This is a genomic window from Priestia sp. HNGD-A6 (assembly GCF_045784335.1).
GTDB lineage: Bacteria > Bacillota > Bacilli > Bacillales > Bacillaceae_H > Priestia > Priestia zanthoxyli.
The window spans coordinates 75,732-93,636 of sequence record NZ_CP138621.1; the positions used below are offsets into that span (position 1 = coordinate 75,732).

The 17,905-nt window shown below is 39.2% G+C and carries 23 protein-coding genes; 21 read left to right on the forward strand and 2 right to left on the reverse strand.

What is annotated here, in order from left to right:
- The first annotated feature begins 62 nt into the window (after positions 1–62).
- The 15 genes from SCI76_RS00375 (at position 63) to SCI76_RS00445 (ending at position 12,107) form a co-directional block, all read left to right on the forward strand.
- The gene (locus tag SCI76_RS00375) at positions 63–500 is read left to right on the forward strand and encodes a MarR family winged helix-turn-helix transcriptional regulator (protein ID WP_014459764.1); all 438 of its coding nucleotides are present in this window, start codon (positions 63–65) and stop codon (positions 498–500) included.
- Between the two features lie 192 nt (positions 501–692).
- Entirely contained in the window at positions 693–2,348 is a 1,656-nt protein-coding gene (locus SCI76_RS00380; protein ID WP_115654112.1) for an MFS transporter, read from the forward strand.
- Positions 2,349–2,377: 29 nt separating this feature from the next.
- Entirely contained in the window at positions 2,378–3,010 is a 633-nt protein-coding gene (locus SCI76_RS00385) for an HlyD family secretion protein (RefSeq protein ID WP_025751627.1), read from the forward strand.
- Positions 3,011–3,163: 153 nt separating this feature from the next.
- Complete coding sequence (locus SCI76_RS00390) at positions 3,164–4,558, forward strand: MATE family efflux transporter (RefSeq protein WP_063247844.1); 1,395 nt, start codon at positions 3,164–3,166, stop codon at positions 4,556–4,558.
- A gap of 336 nt (positions 4,559–4,894) precedes the next feature.
- Complete coding sequence (locus SCI76_RS00395) at positions 4,895–5,326, forward strand: DUF5082 family protein (RefSeq protein ID WP_013057382.1); 432 nt, start codon at positions 4,895–4,897, stop codon at positions 5,324–5,326.
- Entirely contained in the window at positions 5,323–5,580 is a 258-nt protein-coding gene (locus SCI76_RS00400) for a YwqI/YxiC family protein (RefSeq protein WP_013083474.1), read from the forward strand. Before SCI76_RS00395 ends, SCI76_RS00400 begins: the two co-directional genes overlap by 4 nt.
- A 12-nt stretch (positions 5,581–5,592) precedes the next feature.
- A complete protein-coding gene (locus SCI76_RS00405) occupies positions 5,593–7,686 on the forward strand; it encodes a T7SS effector LXG polymorphic toxin (RefSeq protein WP_407544856.1) in 2,094 nt (697 codons plus the stop codon).
- Entirely contained in the window at positions 7,683–8,171 is a 489-nt protein-coding gene (locus tag SCI76_RS00410; protein ID WP_048019165.1) for a hypothetical protein, read from the forward strand. Before SCI76_RS00405 ends, SCI76_RS00410 begins: the two co-directional genes overlap by 4 nt.
- 222 nt (positions 8,172–8,393) lie before the next feature.
- Entirely contained in the window at positions 8,394–8,717 is a 324-nt protein-coding gene (gene cdiI / locus SCI76_RS00415; RefSeq protein ID WP_230683483.1) for a ribonuclease toxin immunity protein CdiI, read from the forward strand.
- 156 nt (positions 8,718–8,873) lie between these two features.
- Positions 8,874–9,386, forward strand: a complete 513-nt coding sequence (locus SCI76_RS00420) for an ankyrin repeat domain-containing protein (RefSeq protein WP_048019166.1) — start codon at positions 8,874–8,876, stop codon at positions 9,384–9,386.
- On the forward strand, positions 9,377–9,835 hold the full coding sequence (locus SCI76_RS00425; RefSeq protein ID WP_048019167.1) for an antitoxin YezG family protein: 459 nt from the start codon (positions 9,377–9,379) through the stop codon (positions 9,833–9,835). The genes SCI76_RS00420 and SCI76_RS00425 overlap by 10 nt, the downstream gene beginning before the upstream one ends.
- Positions 9,836–9,911: 76 nt before the next feature.
- Positions 9,912–10,421, forward strand: a complete 510-nt coding sequence (locus tag SCI76_RS00430; protein WP_048019168.1) for an Imm6 family immunity protein — start codon at positions 9,912–9,914, stop codon at positions 10,419–10,421.
- Positions 10,422–10,487: 66 nt separating this feature from the next.
- Positions 10,488–11,018 (forward strand): ankyrin repeat domain-containing protein, encoded by a 531-nt coding sequence (locus SCI76_RS00435; RefSeq protein ID WP_048019169.1) that lies wholly within the window; start codon positions 10,488–10,490, stop codon positions 11,016–11,018.
- Positions 11,019–11,072: 54 nt separating this feature from the next.
- Positions 11,073–11,567, forward strand: coding sequence for a hypothetical protein (locus SCI76_RS00440; RefSeq protein ID WP_407544860.1), 495 nt, complete (start codon positions 11,073–11,075; stop codon positions 11,565–11,567).
- A 24-nt stretch (positions 11,568–11,591) separates the two neighbouring features.
- The gene (locus tag SCI76_RS00445; RefSeq protein WP_407544862.1) at positions 11,592–12,107 is read left to right on the forward strand and encodes a hypothetical protein; all 516 of its coding nucleotides are present in this window, start codon (positions 11,592–11,594) and stop codon (positions 12,105–12,107) included.
- 34 nt (positions 12,108–12,141) lie between these two features.
- On the opposite strand, the gene SCI76_RS00450 is transcribed toward SCI76_RS00445, so the two are convergent.
- Positions 12,142–13,017: a glycerophosphodiester phosphodiesterase family protein gene (locus SCI76_RS00450; RefSeq protein WP_063247847.1), complete on the reverse strand. Its 876-nt coding sequence runs from the start codon at positions 13,015–13,017 to the stop codon at positions 12,142–12,144.
- A 268-nt stretch (positions 13,018–13,285) separates the two neighbouring features.
- On the opposite strand from SCI76_RS00450, the gene SCI76_RS00455 reads away from it, so the two are divergent.
- The 4 genes from SCI76_RS00455 (at position 13,286) to SCI76_RS00470 (ending at position 16,122) form a co-directional block, all read left to right on the forward strand.
- A complete protein-coding gene (locus SCI76_RS00455) occupies positions 13,286–14,005 on the forward strand; it encodes an endonuclease V (RefSeq protein WP_063247848.1) in 720 nt (239 codons plus the stop codon).
- Between the two features lie 94 nt (positions 14,006–14,099).
- Positions 14,100–14,693, forward strand: a complete 594-nt coding sequence (locus SCI76_RS00460; RefSeq protein ID WP_098249550.1) for a DedA family protein — start codon at positions 14,100–14,102, stop codon at positions 14,691–14,693.
- 134 nt (positions 14,694–14,827) lie between these two features.
- Positions 14,828–15,112, forward strand: coding sequence for a DUF3219 family protein (locus tag SCI76_RS00465; protein WP_014459792.1), 285 nt, complete (start codon positions 14,828–14,830; stop codon positions 15,110–15,112).
- A 14-nt stretch (positions 15,113–15,126) separates the two neighbouring features.
- Positions 15,127–16,122: an LLM class flavin-dependent oxidoreductase gene (locus SCI76_RS00470; protein WP_033579198.1), complete on the forward strand. Its 996-nt coding sequence runs from the start codon at positions 15,127–15,129 to the stop codon at positions 16,120–16,122.
- 17 nt (positions 16,123–16,139) lie between these two features.
- Here the strand turns inward: SCI76_RS00470 and SCI76_RS00475 are convergent, their stop codons facing one another.
- Positions 16,140–17,057, reverse strand: a complete 918-nt coding sequence (locus tag SCI76_RS00475) for an aminoglycoside phosphotransferase family protein (protein WP_407544866.1) — start codon at positions 17,055–17,057, stop codon at positions 16,140–16,142.
- 92 nt (positions 17,058–17,149) lie between these two features.
- Between SCI76_RS00475 and SCI76_RS00480 the strand changes: the two genes are divergently transcribed.
- Entirely contained in the window at positions 17,150–17,347 is a 198-nt protein-coding gene (locus SCI76_RS00480; RefSeq protein ID WP_034269118.1) for a hypothetical protein, read from the forward strand.
- Between the two features lie 125 nt (positions 17,348–17,472).
- Positions 17,473–17,892 (forward strand): GNAT family N-acetyltransferase, encoded by a 420-nt coding sequence (locus SCI76_RS00485; RefSeq protein WP_205826977.1) that lies wholly within the window; start codon positions 17,473–17,475, stop codon positions 17,890–17,892.
- Positions 17,893–17,905 lie beyond the last annotated feature (13 nt).

A 17,905-nucleotide genomic window follows, 5' to 3' on the forward strand; every position in this document is an offset into this window, starting at 1 on the left:
TGCGGTATAGTAAACATATCGAAAAGTACAGAATGTTTCATGAGATAAAGGGGGAGACAGAGGTGAAGCGAGACTCGCTGCAAACCATAGAACACGAAATTGCGCTGCTTGTTCGTCTAACAACGACGCACAGCCCTAAGCTTGGAAGCTTGGACCGTTCTGAGTATTTACTGTTAAGCGAGCTAGATCAGCGCAGTCCGCTCGGGATTAATGCATTAGCTGAAAATTTAAAGCTGAGCTTATCGACAGCTAGCCGGCAAGTATCTGCGCTTGAGACTAAACAGTTTGTTCGTCGCTTTCCGAGTCCAGAAAATGGGCGGATTAGTTTAATTGAAATGACGGATGCAGGGAAAGATATTTTGCAGCATGTACAAAGCAAGCGTAAACAAGCCTATGCTGAAGTGTTAGAAAATTGGTCGGAAGAAGAGGTTTTGGCACTGGAAAAAAGTTTATCACGCTTGAATCTTGATTTTAAAAGATGGCGCAGTAATGGATGTTAAAGCGAATACATATAGATGAACAAAAGGCTATTGAAAAATAGTCTTTTTAAGTTGAAACAAAGAAGTTGATTTCTTCATTAAAAGATGTATAATATGTAGTGCTGCTATAACTTGCATGATACAACTTGTACAATAAAATATGTAAGGAATTGTTAGTCATATGAAAAGAATTTAACAAAAGGAGGAATAAATATGAGTCAGAATAATCCAGCAGTAGCCTCCGACAAACAAGGTTTAAGCGTACCTAAATACTTAATTATGGCGATTTTAACGCTATTTTCAATTGGCCCTCAGTATTTTTTGAATTTATCTTACACGGTCAATCAAGTATTGATTCAAAATCGATTTGATGCGAGTACACAAAGCTTACTATTGCCATCTATTATTTCTAACTTGGCATTTGGACTTGGGGTACCAATTGGTCCGATGCTTGCGAAAAAATATGGCGTACGTAAAGCATACTTAACGTTCGTTTTAGTCTTTTTAGCAGGTTCGATTATCAACGTTTTTTCTGAAAATGTGGCGTTTTTATCCCTTGGTCGTCTGATTCAAGGCTTAAGCTCAGGAATGCTGTTTTTAACCATTATTCCAGCTGCGCTGATTTCGTTTCCGAATAAAATCCGAAACTTCTTTTTAGTATTAGCGATCGGCGGACTGTTCGGTTCAACGGCGATTGGAGCTTTTTTAGGCGCTGTATCTCTTAGCATGGATAATTGGCGCTGGGTTTTTGTTTTAGGAATAATAGCTTCTCTTGTCTCTCTGTTTATCGGATATAAGGTATTACCTGCTCATGATCCAACTCAGCAAGAAGACCGTCCAGTGGATAAGAAAAGTATCTTTATTCTTAGTCTTATTATGATTTTATTAGTGTATCCACTGTATGAACTAAGATACGAAGGATTTGCTTCTATCCAAGTGTGGCCGTTCTTACTAGCTGCAGCAGGGTTAGTTGTCATTTTTGTCTTAGTTGATTTAGCGGCTGAAAATCCGCTAGTACCATTAAAATCGCTGCTAGCCGTAAAACCAGTTGCAGGTACAATTATGGCCATTGGCGGTCATATGGCATACATCTTAGCAATTGCAGGTATTAATGGCGTCATGCAAAATGTGCAAAATGCATCGTACACCACGCTTTCTTATTTTTATTTATACTTTTTTGTTGGGGTACTGATTTCAGCATTTGCAACGACATTCTTATATGACAAGTTTGGTCCAGGTTACCTTGGAGCAATTGGATCACTTCTTATTGTCATTGTAGGATTTAGCTGGGTGAACGTATCAGCCGATACATCACTAGTAAGTTTATATGTTCACATTATGCTCTTTGGTATGGGTGTTAGTATGGCACTGGTATCTGGTGCATTAGGAGCGGCACTAGCCGGAGATTTACATCAAGCTTCGATGCGTTCGATTTCACTGCACTCCATTCGAAATTTATTAGGAGCCATTGTGGCACCTGTGATTGGGTGGTTTGTTGTTCGACAAAACGCGATTTATTATGAAGATTTTCGAGGTCAAATTAGCTCAGTAGATCCTCAGGTGAAGATGCAGCTGTCTGAAATGATTAAACGCTATATGGGTATGGGAATGAGTCAAGCAGATGCAAAAACATCGGCTGTGACGGCTGTTGTAGCAGGCGCTAAAAAAGCATCGATTTTACATGCGTATCACAACTTATTTTTCATGCTTGGTATTTTAGGCGTAATTATGCTCATTGCTTCACTAAGTAAAGCGTGGAGCGGTGAAAATAGAATTCTTGTTCAAAAAGAAGAGATTCAAGAAGAAGCTGAGCCGCAAGAAGAAAGAAAAATGCTGCCGGCACCTCAAACAGAAGAAACATCTGTATAATATACTAACTATAGAAAGAAGGAATTCCGATGAGTAAAAGTCGTTTATTGGTTACTAACATTGTTGGAATCATTGTGATTTTATTACTAGTAGGCTTTGGTGGATATTATTTCTACGAAAAAGCAAATTACGTTAAAACAGATGAAGCGCAGGTAGAAGCACCGCTTTCACAAGTCATCGCTTCAGCTAACGGTCAGTTAAGCGAATGGAATGTAAAAGAAGGAGATAGCGTTTCTCAAGGTGATTCTGTTGGAAGCTTAAAAGAAGGCGAAAAATCAACAGACGTAACGTCTATGATTGACGGAACAATTATTAAAAACAACGCATCTCAAAATCAATTAGTAAAAGCTGGCGATGTGTTAGCACAAACAGCTGATTTATCTAAAATCTACATCAATGCAAACATTAAAGAAACAGACCTAGGTGACTTAGAAGAAGGAGACAGCGTCGACATTACAGTGGACGGAGATTCAGGTAAAGTCTTTAAAGGCCATGTTGAAGCAATCGGTCGCGCAACAAACTCAGTGTCTTCTATGCTTCCTGCTCAAAATACAGGAAACTACACAAAAGTAACGCAAAAAGTACCGGTGAAAATTTCAATTGATGATGCATCAGATAAAGTTCTTCCAGGTATGAATGCAGAAGTGAAAATTTCAATTTAATAACGGAAAAAAGCTGCTTCCTCTAAGGGAGCGGCTTTTTTTATGCCTAAACAAATAAAATAAAAAATGTGCTAAAAAGGGGATGTATACAAAGGAAATGTGTGGTAAGATACTTCTTGTTTGAAATTGGATATCGGTAAAGAAGGTGATGGGATGACCGCGGTCAAAACAAAAAAAGGGCCAAAAGAAAAGCTGAATTTGTTTTTCTTAACGTGGCCGATCTTTTTAGAAGTGTTTCTTTTTATGTTAATGGGGATTGCTGATACCTTTATGCTAAGTGCGCTGTCGGATGATGCCGTATCAGGAGTCGGAGCAGCCAATCAATACCTTCACATTGCGATTTTGGTGTTAGAGGTCATTGGTAACGGAGCGGCAATTGTTGTCTCTCAGTATTTAGGATCAAAACGGTATATGGAAGCGTCAAAGATTTCTGCTTTGGCCGTTACGTTAAATTTAGGAGTCGGGCTAGTTATTAGCGCGGGTTTTCTTTTGTTTTCAAGGCATATGATGGAAGCGATGAACTTACAAGGTGACGTGCTGATGTATGCACAAAGCTATTTATCCATCGTCGGAGGAGCTATTTTTCTTCAAGCGATTATTAACTCTCTTGCAGCGATTATTCGCGTACATGGCTTTACGAAGCAGGCAATGTTTGTTTCACTTGGAATGAACATTTTTCATATTGCAGGAAACTATGCTTTAATCTTCGGGAAGTTCGGCTTTCCGGAAATGGGCGTGCAAGGAGCAGCGATTTCATCTGCGTTCAGCCGATTCGTTGCCCTTATTGTGTTCTTTTGGCTGCTGTATCAAGTGATGGAATATAGAGTGAAATTTCAATACTACATTACGCTTTCAAAAGAATATATCGGTAAAATTTTAAAAATCGGTATTCCGTCGGCTTTCGAACAAGTGATGTATCAAGGCTGTCAAATTGTCTTTTTATACTATGCAACCTACCTAGGAGCAGAATCACTTGCTGCGAGACAGTACGCGATGAATATTTCAATGTTCATTTACTTATTTGCCATTGCAATTGGAATGGGTACAGCGATTATTGTCGGCCGTTTAGTAGGCGGAAACGAAAAAGATGAAGCGTACCATCGCGTATGGAAAAGCGTCAAATGGGCCAGTGCCGTAACGATGATGATGGTTGTTCTTGTGATGACATTCAGAACACAGCTGATCAGCGTGTTTACAGACAATCCGCATATCATTGAGCTTGGGGCGACGGTGCTGCTTCTGAGCATTGTGCTTGAAACGGGAAGAACGATGAACATTGTGCTGATTAACTCGCTGCGGGCAGCGGGAGATGCCAAATATCCGGTGTTAATTGGTGCGATGTCGATGGTCATGATGAGCTTGCCGCTCGGTTATTTCTTCGTTTTCCATTTAGACATGGGGCTCGCTGGCATTTGGCTTGCCATCGCAGCCGATGAATGGACGCGCGCAGTTATTATGTTTTTTCGCTGGAAAAGCCGAGCATGGGAAAACTACGGACTTATACAGCACGAACAAACAGCTGAAGAACCAACGCCGGTTCAAGTATAAAACAAAACCTCTGCAGAATGTGCAGAGGTTTTTTGCTGTGTAAAAAAACGAAGTGAAGCTGGTCTTTTTACGCAAAAAGCTTTAATTTGTGGAAAAAAACGGGTATGGGTACAAAGGAATGGTTTTATTCTACTTATTCTTTGTTTTAGATAACGGTATATGGTTGGATAACGTATTTAGACATGAGTCTTTTTTCTCTTATTTTTCATTTTTATCTCAATTCATGAAACTAGAAGCATAAAAAAGAGAGTTTTTTCCTATTTAGCTATAATGAGACAAATTTTATACTTATAATTATTGGATTAAACTCGAAATGTGCGGAACAGGAGGAACGATATGGGGTTAGGAAGCGTATTAGACGGACTGCTGGGTGAAGTATCTGGAAGAGTCTCAGATGTAGAAGGGAAAATTTCTAAGCTAAGAACGGCTAAAAGTAAAATTGAGCATGAACAAGCTGTTTCATTAAAAGAAATTGAACACATCAAAAAGCCTGAGCTGGGAGACAAATGGACGGGTACGTTATCGGATGATTTTGACGAAAAACGTACGGCAGCCTACGACAACATAAAAGGCATTTTAGACGGTGATTACGATGGATACATTCGTGAAATTGAAACAAAGATATGGGCGCTAGAAGCTGAAAAAGGAGCTTTGAGTGGCTTGAACGCCGTTATTGGAGAAGCGGATTCTTTATTAGCTAAAGGTGAAGAAGCCTATGACGCAGTAGAAAACAAGATTAGTGAAATTAGAAGGGGGCTGTTTTCATGACAATTAAGCTTGATCACGCTGACGTTATCAAAAAGCTTGAAGCAGTCAGCACAGCGATTGGAAATTTATCCATTAGCAAAATGCCTGACCTTGGAAAAAACAGCCTTGATACTACAGAGAAATGGGAAGCGCGCGAAGAAGAAATTCAAACGCTTATTTCTACTTATATAAAAGCACTAAACAAAAACGTAAAAGATACAAAATCTAATGTAGACTTACTAAAAGAACAAGACGAATCTATTATCCATTCGTAGCAGCAAAGGGGGATGACTGTGGGAAAGGTATACGATGCAAAAGCGCTGTTTGATGTAGCAAAAGACAGGGAAAAAGCCTACGATGAGTTACTAAGCCAGCTGGGTGAACTGAAAAAAGCGCTGCAGGGCGTAGCGGACTTAGATGGCAGCTTAGAAGGAAAAGGCGCTGACAATATAAAATCTTTTTATAAGCAGCACGCCGATACGGCCGGACAGTGGGAAAACTTAATTAAAATGCAGCAAAGCTATTTTTCAACGCTTCACGTTAAAGCTGAAAAAGCAAAGCTATCAGGAAGCACGATTGTAGATGAATCATTTTTAGAAACAGAGCTAAAAAACGCCAATAGCAATGCTAAAGAAATGGTTGCGCAGCAGCACGACGATCTGCAGAGTATTTTAAATGGCATTGACGATATCGTCTCTATTTCAGCGTTTTCAACGAGTGAGTTTAACGATAAAATAGAAGAAGCAGAGAAAAAACGCACCGATACAATTGAAGCAGTGAACCAGCTTGACGCTGAATGGTCAAAAGAATACAGCGAAATGGACGATTTCTATGCGGTAGTGGATACGCTAGTAAGCGGCTTAGAGCTTGCTACGAGTCAAGGAGGAAGTGTCTATCAGCTTGCCTTTGACGAAAAAGCCTATCACGACAGCGAGCTGTATAAAGTTCAAACAAAGCTAAACGACTATGCCACTTCATATGTTGATTACAACAAGCAGCAAGAAGAAGTATACGAGCTGGAAAAAAAGCAAGAAGAAGAAGCAAACAAGCCGTGGTATGAAAAAACGTGGGACGCGGTTTCTACCTTTACAGGAGAGGTCAGCGGATATTATGATTATAAACGAGCAGCAGAAGGCGTGGACCCTGTTACGGGTGAAAAACTTTCTACCTCACAGCGCGTCGCAGCAGGAGCCATGGCAGCAGCCGGCTTCATTCCGGTTGTCGGCTGGGTAGGAAGAGCCGCAAAAGGCGGAAAAGCCATCTACAAAACGGCTAAAGGCCTAAGCGCAGCGGATCACGCCCTAGACGCCTACAAATCTGCCAAATCCTTCAAAGTCCTAGAGCAAACCGAAAAAGGCCTCTACGGTCTTGTGGCTGCAAACGGCTTAGGAGAATACATGACCGGACGCGACATGTTCGGGAATAAAATCAGTGAAGAGCAGCGTAAAGCAAGTCTTCTGCAAGCATTAGGAATTGCTGGAGCTGGAGCGCTTTCTACGAAGGTAGCGGGGAAAATGGGACAAAGCCTTGCGACCAAAGGAACCGAAAAGCTCAACAACATGCGCAACACGCTTCGCACAAGCGCCGTTGCCAACGTCACAAAGCAAGCCTACCAAAGCGTCAAAAATGCACCGGCCTCTTGGACTCAGTCGCTACATAAAACGTATAACAACATCCTAGACAGCAGTATGCCAAGACTCATGCCAGAACTTGTGCCGGCTGGTCCAGCACTTGCCCAGCAGACGGTGAGGGAGACCTTGCAGAATGTAAAGAAACAGACGATGCAGATGATTGAAAAGCCTGTAAAAGCAGAGCGTGTGAGTGAACGTCAAATTCAAACGGGTACTAAGGGTATAGATAATGCTAATAGACTTATTCCAGGTACTCCTGGAAACCCTACCTCAGGAGACCCAACTAAATTAGGTAAAAACTTACTAGAGTCAATGGGGTTACCTCGCTCTAAAAGTTGGAAAGGTTATCAAGCACAACATATAATTCCTTCTCAATTAAATAAACATCCAGTTATTAAAAAAATTGGAATGGAAATGAATGACTCTACAAACGGTATATTTTTACCTATACCTTCTGACGATGTTAGTAGTCTATCTAGACATAGAGGCTTTCATAGCGTTTATAACAATGTTGTAAGAAAACAGCTTGATAAAATGGATGTTAATCAAGATATAGCAGTGTTAGAAAAACAAGTATATGAACTACAACAAAAGCTAAAAAAGGGAGTGGAAAATGGATTACCGTTATATAAGACTAAAATAAATAATATCGAGGAATTTTACAAAAGTGGTAAAAATAAAAAACTGCCTGTTTGGAACAGAGGCGGTGGAGCAACCGAAGAGTTATGGGAAAGGTGGTTATCTAAATGAAATTTGGTGAAAACACTCAATTAGTAGAAGAAGTAATGGATTTTATTCGTAATGATAAGATGTTTAATAAGAATAACTTTCATGTAAATAACTTAGAGGTAATAAATGATTTCAATGAAGCCCAAAACCTTGCCTGGTCTCAGGACTCAAGTGAAGTCGATACTGTATGGGAATATGTTAAATCACAGGAAGCAGAAAGTATTGTTGAAAAGGTATATGATTTGGATTTAGTAACTCAGCAAGATGATTTATATGATTTTTTTAGTGACCATGACAATTACTCGAATGACTTTCTTCCTTTTGATTATATTGATATTAATGAGGAAGTTGAGGGAGACCTCACGATGTGTGCATTAAATCGATTAGTTAATGGGAAAACAGATAATTTTTATGAAAAAATCTTTGAAGTTTATAAGCAAGGAGGTTGGCCTTGTGGGTGGAAGGGGACATACCCTATTGGTGAAATTATTGTGTATGTGCCTTAAATTAAATGAATTTCAAACCTTGATGGCAAAGTGCCTTTCAAGGTTTCTTTTTTGTGGTAGGGCCACCTAGTGACTCATAGTTCATTTTTTATTCAGAGAATATAAGTAACTCCTTAAATCCCCATATTATGTTTTTACGAATTATATAGGACGTACAACACCTTTTAAACGTATGCCCTATTTATTCTTTATTTTGTTAAGCAAATAACCACAATATCATTAATAAGTTTTTATAGCGCTTTATCAGATGAAAAATTTTTAAAAGTCTTACACTATTTTTCAGAGGAAACTGGTTATGGAAATGAGTACCACATTTGTACATTTTCAGGTGACTTAGAGCCGTGGGAAGAGGGTTATGTTGAAAACGGAATTGAATTTCTAGACGGTACGGGTGACACTGACAAAAGTGTTATTGTCGATTATGAAACGTTTTTAACTTACTTGCACAAAATCTGCCGCGTATATATTGAAGATCATGCCCATGATAAAGAAAAAGTGATGGCTCTTTTACATAAAATCAAACAAAATCATAGTAATGAAGACTAGTAGGAGTATATAAAGAAGCAACGAATGGAGTCTTGCTATAGAGAACAAGCTTTCCACACTACAGCGCATTACACCAAGCAGAGAGACGATATAATGGAAGTGCTGAAGTATATTGGAGAGGATTCTACAAGGTAGAAAGTAAAGGGAAAACGAAAAATGGAAATAACTCAAATGACAAAAGCTATTAGAGGTGCTATAAAAGGTGGTCACTTAAATAAGGTAAGAGACTTATTTGAGAAAGAACCAGAAATGTTAACATGGATCACACCTTTTGGCACATGGCTACATGTAGCGACAGCTCATGGTCATTTAGAAATTGTACAATACCTTATTCGTGCTGGAATAGATGTTAATGCACAAGGAGGAACTTTTTCTACCAATGCCTTAGAAAGAGCGGCTGCAAAAGGACATATAGATATTGCTAAGTATCTTATTAACCATAATATTGAAATTGATATCAGTGAACCAGATAGAAATCCGCTGTTTGCTGCCATATATAACGGTCATTTTGAGATGGTTAAACTGTTAGTTGAGAATCATATTAATATATCGATTACATACTCTGGTGAAAACATAAAAGAAATGTATGCTTACACATTTGCGATTGAACGAGGACAAATAGAAATTGCTGAATATTTAAAGCAGAAGGTGGACAGTAGATGGAATTAAAGCTTAATAATATTTATCAAAAGGTGGCCGATAATTTAAAGGAAATGATACAAGAAGACTGGCGAGAAATCTATTTGTATGCAGAAGTAGGAGAAGGTTCTCAAACAACGTATTTCTTTTATTATCCAAAAGGAAGCGATGAACCTATATATAGTCATGATATACCTGAACTATTTGAGGTGTCAGAACAGAGCTACTTAGTGTTATTAGACAAACAGTTAGAGTGCTTTCGTGAGTTGTTAGATGTATTTATAGAAAACAAGCAGGAGATATGGACAAGTTTAACTTTGCATTTAGATCATGATGGGAAATTTGAGATAGACTACGGGTATGAAGATATTCTTACTGTTGACCCGTATGAACAACAGGTGATTTGGGAGTATAAGTACTTGGGGATTATTTCAGAAGATGAATATGATAAAAAGATCATAAAAAAATTTCTTTCCTAATCATAGAAAAGCAAAAGATATATAGACGGAGGAGTTAAGCTCATCATAGTGAGAGAAGTGGAAACGGAGTTTAAGAATGACTAATGCTAATTTCAATAGTTTAGAACATGATAAAGTGATATTTTTTCTGGCACTTTCAGAAAAAGTAGTACCGGTACTTTCTCGTACGGAAGATCAAATTTCAGCTCGGAAAGTTATATGTAAATGCTGGGAATGGTTAAAAGACAAAGAAAATAGTGGAGATACTCTTTATGAATTATTAGATCACGAGGAAAATGGTATCACAATAATTCAAGAGACGTCAGATAATAAAACAGATGTTATAGCCTGGGACTGTATTATTGATGCAGTTGCCTATACTAGTAGAAAAGCATTTGAAAGAGAAGGCGTGGAATATTATCCCGAACCCATTGCTTTAGTTAATGATAAATTAGTAGAGCATTTTATAAATGGTTTTGAAAGATGTATAGAGAATGCGGATAGTTACATAGAAAGATTAACTTCTTTATTAAATGATGATAAGAATAGGAAAACAGTGAATGATCTGCGAACAAAAGTCTTAAAAGAACTACAAGTACGACAGTGAAGTTCACTGACCACAACTATTTAAAAGTAAAAACGGTAGAAACAGCTAAATTAAGGGGGATATGCTTTGGAGAAAAACAGTGTCAATAAAGCAATAAGAAATGCAATTAAACGTGGTGACATTAACTCAGTCAAAGAATTAATAGGTAGTAATAAAGCAATTCTACACACCATGACTCCATTTGGTAGCTGGTTGCATATAGCAGCAAAAAAAGGACAGATGGAAATAGTAGAGTATCTAGTGCATAAAGGAATCGATGTAAATATAAAAGGGGATATATTTGATGCTTCTGCCTTACGAGTGGCAGCAGGTGAGGGGCATGTAGAAATAGTACAGTACTTAATCCAATCTGGAGCAGAATTAGATGTAAGCTCAGCAAAAAGAAATCCATTATTCGCAGCAATTTACGGTGGTCATAAAGAGGTAGTTGAACATCTAGTTGATCAAGGTATAGATATTTCCGTTCAATATACCGGTGAGAATATTAAAGAGATGGATGCGTACCGATATGCTAAGGAATTTGGACAAATAGAAATTGCTGAATATTTAAAACGAAAGCTGAATGAAAAAGTACAAAAGAGAGTGCTTAAAGATTAATTAAATCGTATATAACAGGCCACAAAGCTAATAAAAGCAAGGAGGGTCCATCTCATGCTAGAACCCATATATGCTGAAAACGTAATTGTCGGAGTAGTACATAAAAAGCAGTTTCAATGGTATGTGACCGATCGAGAGCTATGGTATTTGGATTATGTAAAGTTTGCACAAGCTTTTGAAAATGAAGGTGATTCAGCGGTTAATGAATACATCGAACCTGAACGAAAAGGGATCGAAGTTCTCAGCAATGAAAATGCTGAGCTTTTTTTAAAACGTATAGAGTCGTATCAAGCAGATACAACTACTCTTTTAAAGCTGTTTGAAGATAAAATAGAAAGCGTAGATGAAGAAGACGTATTAGATTTTAGCCCTTCGTTTTTAGTGGACTTTGATCAAAAAACGTTCTACTCACTGTTTCCTGAACCGGCTTCATTTGAAGAATATATTCCAAGGGATTGGAAAGGAACGTATGAAGACTTTACAGGTTTGATTCCAAAAATAGAAAAGTATTGGGTAAATAAGGACGGAGAAAATTTATTTGAGCTGTGAAAGTAAACAGAGCATGGAGGGATAATGTTGTTTCGTGTTCAAACATTCATTAAGCGTCCAGGTATTTTGATTACCGATTTATCATCTCTATATGAAAAGGAATCGCACTATTTTATCGATATATCAAACGAAGAAGAACTCATTCGTTACATTAATCAGCTTGATTTTACTTGCCTTGAAGGAGCTATTAAACTTGAATACTACGGTGAGCCGCTTCTTGATGTATCTGCATGGGATGTTATAGATGGGATGTGGCTTTATTTGTTGAATGCAATGGAGAGTTTAAAAGAGACCGGGTATGGAGAGATGAATTTTCCAGATCAACCGTTAGTATTAACCTTAAAATCGGCTTCTGAACAGTTTGTACTGTATACCTTGCATACATCTCCTCCCGTAAAAGCAGTGCTTCCGAAACAAGACTTTTTTATGATGGTGTTAGGAGGAGCGGAGCAGTTTTTTAAAACGATGGAGAGATGTTTTAAAGGGAACTTTCGGTATTTCAGTGAAATCAAACGTATTGAAGCGTTAAAAAGGCAGTAAGGAAGACGAGGTTACTAGTAAAAGATTACAGGAACTATGGCCACATTGTGACGGCAAGTGTAATTACTCGGCGTGCGCTTCCTTTTTCGAGCTGTTGTCCGATAGCACTTGATGTTTGCACCCAATTCACTTCATCAGGATAATTTGTAATCACTCCGTCACTTTTTGTTTTCCACAAAAATGAAGCGGTAAGCCGCTTGGTTCCAGACCACGGTGATATTTTCATTCCGGCAGAATGGACTTGGTGGATAAGAGCAGGCGTTAGGATGTCATAAGACGGGTTAAAGTAAGTGGCAAAAGCGGCGAATTGCTGGATTGAATTTGGGCTTGCGTCTCGCTGTGAAGAAGTTAGTATGCCTATAGGAACGTTTGGGAGAAGCTCATGCATTTTTTTCATGGATGAAACGTTAAAAGACTGAATGATAACGTGATCGAGCTGTCGCTTGTTGATTTCAAAAGCTACTTTTTTTTCAATTCCAGGATAAAGTTCCGGCGCTTTTAATTCTATTAATATACCGATTTTTCCTTGAAATTCATCTAATACTTGCGAAAGAGTTGGAATTTTTTCATTCGTAAAAGAATCCCCTTTCCAGCTTCCTGCGTCCAAGCGCTGAAGCTCCGCGTACGTTAACTCTCGAATGTGTCCGCTTCCGTTTGTCGTTCGGTCTACGGTACGGTCATGCATAATAACGAGTACACCGTCTTTGCTTTGCTGCACGTCAAGTTCAATGTAATCCGCATTCATTTCTAGCGCTTGGTGAAAAGCAGCCATTGTATTTTCAGGTGCGTAGGCAGAGGCTCCTCGGTGCGCGATATTTGTGAGTTTTTCTTCCGTGCGTGCAAAAGCAGAAGAGGCGATTGAACAGCATAACAAGGCGACGGCGCTTAAACCAGCTAAATATTTTTTCATCACATTTCTCTCCTATGCGTTGGTATAGAAATAGCGTAACGAAAAAATGTGATGCTGATATAGAGGAAGTGTGTAGAAAACGTTGACATTTCGTAAAGAAAAATAGGGATTTTTTCATGATGATGTTTACAAAAAATGCGTAAACGAATAGGAATTTTAATCAAACGTTAAGGAAACAGCGCTATAATAGAAGGTGTGAAAAAAAGAATAGGAATTTCTTAGAAAATAGTTGTATAATAGGTGAGTCAGTCAATGAAAGGAATGGAACATGGATATTCAGTATATACATACGTTTACGATGCAAACGAAAGAGGAGTGCCGGACGCTTCAGCAAAAGCTAAAAGCACAAATTGATTTAACATCAGGCGTCAAAATGACGCATATACATAACTGTGCTGGTGTTGATGTTGCGTATTGGGAAGAAAACGGCATATCTTACGGAGCTTGCAGCATTGTAGTGGTTGATTATCAGACGAAAAGCATTGTGGAAAAAGTGCACAGTGTAGGAGAAGTAACGGTTCCTTATCTTCCTGGGTTTCTAGCTTTTCGAGAGCTTCCTTTAATTCTTGAAGCGGCTAAAAAACTTCAAATAGAGCCCGATGTGTTTTTATTTGATGGCAACGGATATTTGCACTACGAGCACATGGGAGTAGCCACACATGCTTCGTTTTTTCTCAATAAACCTACCGTTGGAATTGGGAAAAGCTATTTAAAGATCAAGGGACATGATTACGTTATGCCTGAAGATACAGCAGGCGCTTATGAAGATATTGTGATTGATGGCGAAGTTTATGGTAGAGTAGTAAGGACAGCCAAAGGGGTAAAGCCTATTTTTCTGTCGTGCGGAAACTATATTGATTTGGACATGTCATATCAGCTTATGATGCATTTTATTTCAAAAGAAAGTAAGCTTCCGATTCCGGTCCGCCTAGCGGATCTGCATACGCATGAGCTGCGGAAAAGGTACCGGCAGTCAACGGGGAAGTAAGCTGTTCATAATGAGTTCATAGTTTCCTTTTATACTGATGGTTGGAATATAGTAGTAGTGTAAAATTATTAAAGAATGAGTAAGGTGATTAAAGGTGAGTTCATTTATTACGAGTATTTTGGATTTTTTAACGAGCCTTGGCTATTTAGGTATTGCGCTCGGCTTAATGATTGAAATCATTCCAAGTGAAATTGTACTAGCCTACGGGGGGTATATGATTTCTAAAGGCATGATTAGTTTTCCTGGAGCAGTCATTGCCGGAATTATTGGCGGAACGATTGCACAGTGGTTTTTATATTGGATTGGAGCCTACGGAGGACGTCCGTTTCTTCAAAAATACGGCAAGTACTTATTTATTCATGATAAGCATATCGACCTTGCGGAAAACTGGTTTAATAAATACGGCGCGGGCGTGGTTTTCTCCGCTCGTTTTGTCCCGGTTGTTCGACATGCGATTTCGATCCCTGCAGGTATTGCTAAAATGCCGTTTTGGAAGTTTACGTCTTTAACCGTGTTAGCGATGATTCCTTGGTCGATTTTATTTATTTACTTAGGCGGAAAGCTAGGCGAGAACTGGGCGAACATTGAAGACGTAGCAAGCAAATATACGCTTCCGTTTGTAGTTGCGGCATTTGTGATTATTGTTCTTTATTTCGTATTCAAACGCACGCGTACAAAGCGCGTATAAGATCGTTTTTGGACTACAAGCATGGCGAAAAGCCATGCTTTTTTTGCATGCGCAACCAGAAGCTCTTTTATTTGCTCATGACTTCTTCAAGTGCTATTATTTTTCATACGCACTAAAAAAGGAGACGATTTAACGTGGTACAAGAAATTGTATTAAATGATACGCCTATTCAAATTTACAGCTATGAACAAGAAATTGTAAAAGGCAAAACAAAAGTTTCAGTTGATTTTAAGGTAACAAGTGAGGAATATCATGATATTACTACACTTTTATATAAAGGTACTTTTCATGTAAATGTCCCAGAAGAAGATCTGGATTTCCAAGGAACGATTCATCAGTACTCTACGTCTTTTACAAATTTATATGAAAAAGGCCAGGTAGGGGATTTTTCATTAAGTTTAATTGAAGTGAACGAATAAGGAGCAGATGCGTGATGAAAGTAAGTATACTTGACCAATCGCCCGTTTCATCCCATCAGACTCCAGCGGAAGCGTTAGAAGCATCCATGCAGCTGGCCAAGGCTGGTGACAAGCTTGGCTATGAGCGCTACTGGATTGCAGAGCACCATGATTTGTCTGGACTTGCCTGTTCGGCTCCTGAAGTGATGCTTGGCTATATCGGCGCACAAACTAATAGAATTCGAATTGGATCGGGAGCGGTGCTGCTGCCTCACTACAAGCCGTATAAAGTAGCGGAAACGTATAACATGCTCGCAACGCTGTTTCCAGGGCGCGTTGATTTAGGGATTGGGCGCGCGCCGGGTGGATCGGCTGAAGCAACAAATGCGCTGTCGGATAACTTCTTGCAGCAAGTATTTAAAATGCCTGAACTTGTTGAAGAGCTTCTGCAGTTTTTAGACGATAAATTTCCGGCTGAACATGAATACGCCAAGCTTTCAGCTTCGCCGCTTCCGCCTGTCTCTCCAGAACCGTGGCTGCTTGGCACAAGTAAAAAAAGTGCCGAGCTCGCTGCTAGAAACGGAATGGCCTATACGTTTGGACAGTTTATGAGTGAACAAGACGGTTCAGCTATTATTGATCAGTACAAGCAGGCTTTTCAGCCAAGACAGAGCGGGAATCAGCCCTATGCGATTGTCACTGTATCGGTCATTTGCGCTGAAACAACCGAGCAAGCGCATCGCATCGCAACGAGCTCACTCGTATGGAAAATTCAACAGGATAAAATGGAAGCAAAAGGTGTGCCTTCTATTAAAGAAGCGGCCAGCTATCCGCTTACAGAAGAAGAAGAGAAAAAAATGAAGAAGATGAAAGAAGCTATGATTATCGGAAACCCGGAAGAAGTACACGTCCGTCTTCAAGAAGTTCAAGCACGCTACGGAGCGGATGAACTCATGCTTGTCACCATTACGCACGATCCGGCTGACCGATTAAAATCATATGAGCTTGTCGCAGAGAAATGCAAAAAATAAGAGCCAAATGTCGGCTCTTATTTTTTATGCCCGTAATAGTACTCAAATAAGTGCTGAAATGCTTCTATAGCACGTAAAAAAGAAGCGGCGTCTTGGCGGTCTTCTATTAACCAGCACGTGGCTAATACAGAATGAGCGTATCCCCACAGTAAAATGCGTTTTTTACTTACGTTCAGTTCTTTTACAAATATATTGATTCGATGGTCAATTGCCTCTGCTACGTTTGTCTTAGGCAGATGATTTAAAAGAAAAGGGATAATTTCGTACTCTTTTTCTCCAATCAACCCTTTTGGATCAATTATTTTCCACGCTTCACCAGACTGTAAGATGTTATCATGATGCAAGTCTCCGTGAAGCAAAAAAAGCTGCTGAGAAGTCCGGTTTAATTCAGAGAAAACGGCTAGCGCGTGTTGAAGCGTTTCGGAAGAAAGAAAATCAATGCCGCTTGGATACATTTGTGTATACTCTCGAAGCTGCTTCTCTCTTTTAACGGCTGTTTCTTCGATAGTGGAGTCTGATTGAGGCATGCGGCACAGAGATTTCATGAGCCGAGCAGCGATTAACGCAGCCTCTTCTTTAGTTGATAAAGAGGAAAGCGGGCATCCGGGAGACAGCTTTTCAAGCAGTAGAATGCCTTTTTCAGCATCGCTGTCCACTATTTTTACCGTGTTCTCAACAGCTATTGCTGTCAGTGCTTCTTGCTCATGAAGCAGCTCTGAAGGCTCTACAAAGAGTTTTACAACTAGTTCGCTTCCATCTGCTTTGCGCGCAGGAGCAACAAAGTGGTAAGAAAGAGGGAAGTGACTGTGAATGGTGATATGCCATCGCTGTTCGCAGTAGCGAATCAGCTGAGGAAAGTCAGTTAGCCACTTTTGGCCTTTATGAGAGTGAAGGTGAGTAATTGTATCACAAAATGTTTGAGGCAACGTATGCATGCGTTTATCTCCTTTGTCGTTTCCAATTTTTTCTGATAAACTCATCATATACAGCCTACATAGAATCTGTAAAGAAGGAGGAGATCCTATATATGAAGACAAAGAAGGTGAAATCCCCTTGGGCTCTCGTTGGGTTTCCGGTTTATATCATTGGATTTTCACTTTTACTTGCTGAAGGCGCACCGGAATGGGTAGAAACAGTGAGTAAAATCATGATCGCTCTTGGAATCATTTTGCTTATTATTGCAGGAATTGATCTTAAAAAACGAAAAAAATCAGCACAGGCCTAAAAAACTGCCGTTTGGCAGTTTTTTTATTTGGAGAAAGGGTAACAAGATAACTAGATAAAAATGTTGAATTATTATTCTTTTTGATGTATAAATATAATATAGAAAGCAACGGTATTGAGAGGAGAATGAACGTGTCTTACGTAATAAAAAAAGAGGTTCCGTTATTTGAGCAGTTTGCTGCTTTGCATGAAGCGAGCGGATTACATAAAAGTAAAAAAGGCAATTATACAAAAGAACAGCTGTTTGAAGCGGCAGCCAACAGCTGGTTTAGAGTCGGTATTTATGATAATGAACAATTGATTGCATTCGGTCGTATGATTTCAGACGGAATTTACCAAGCGCTTATTTGCGACGTGATGGTTGATCCCTCGTACCAAAACAAAGGACTTGGAAAGCAAATTATTCAAGAGCTGTTGACGAAATGCCAAGAAAGCGGAATTGAATCGATTCAGCTGTTTGCAGCAAAAGGAAAGCATCATTTTTATAAAAAATTAGGATTTCAAGAAAGAGAAGAAGACGCGCCAGGCATGTCGCTTGTTATGTAAAAAAGCTCAGTGA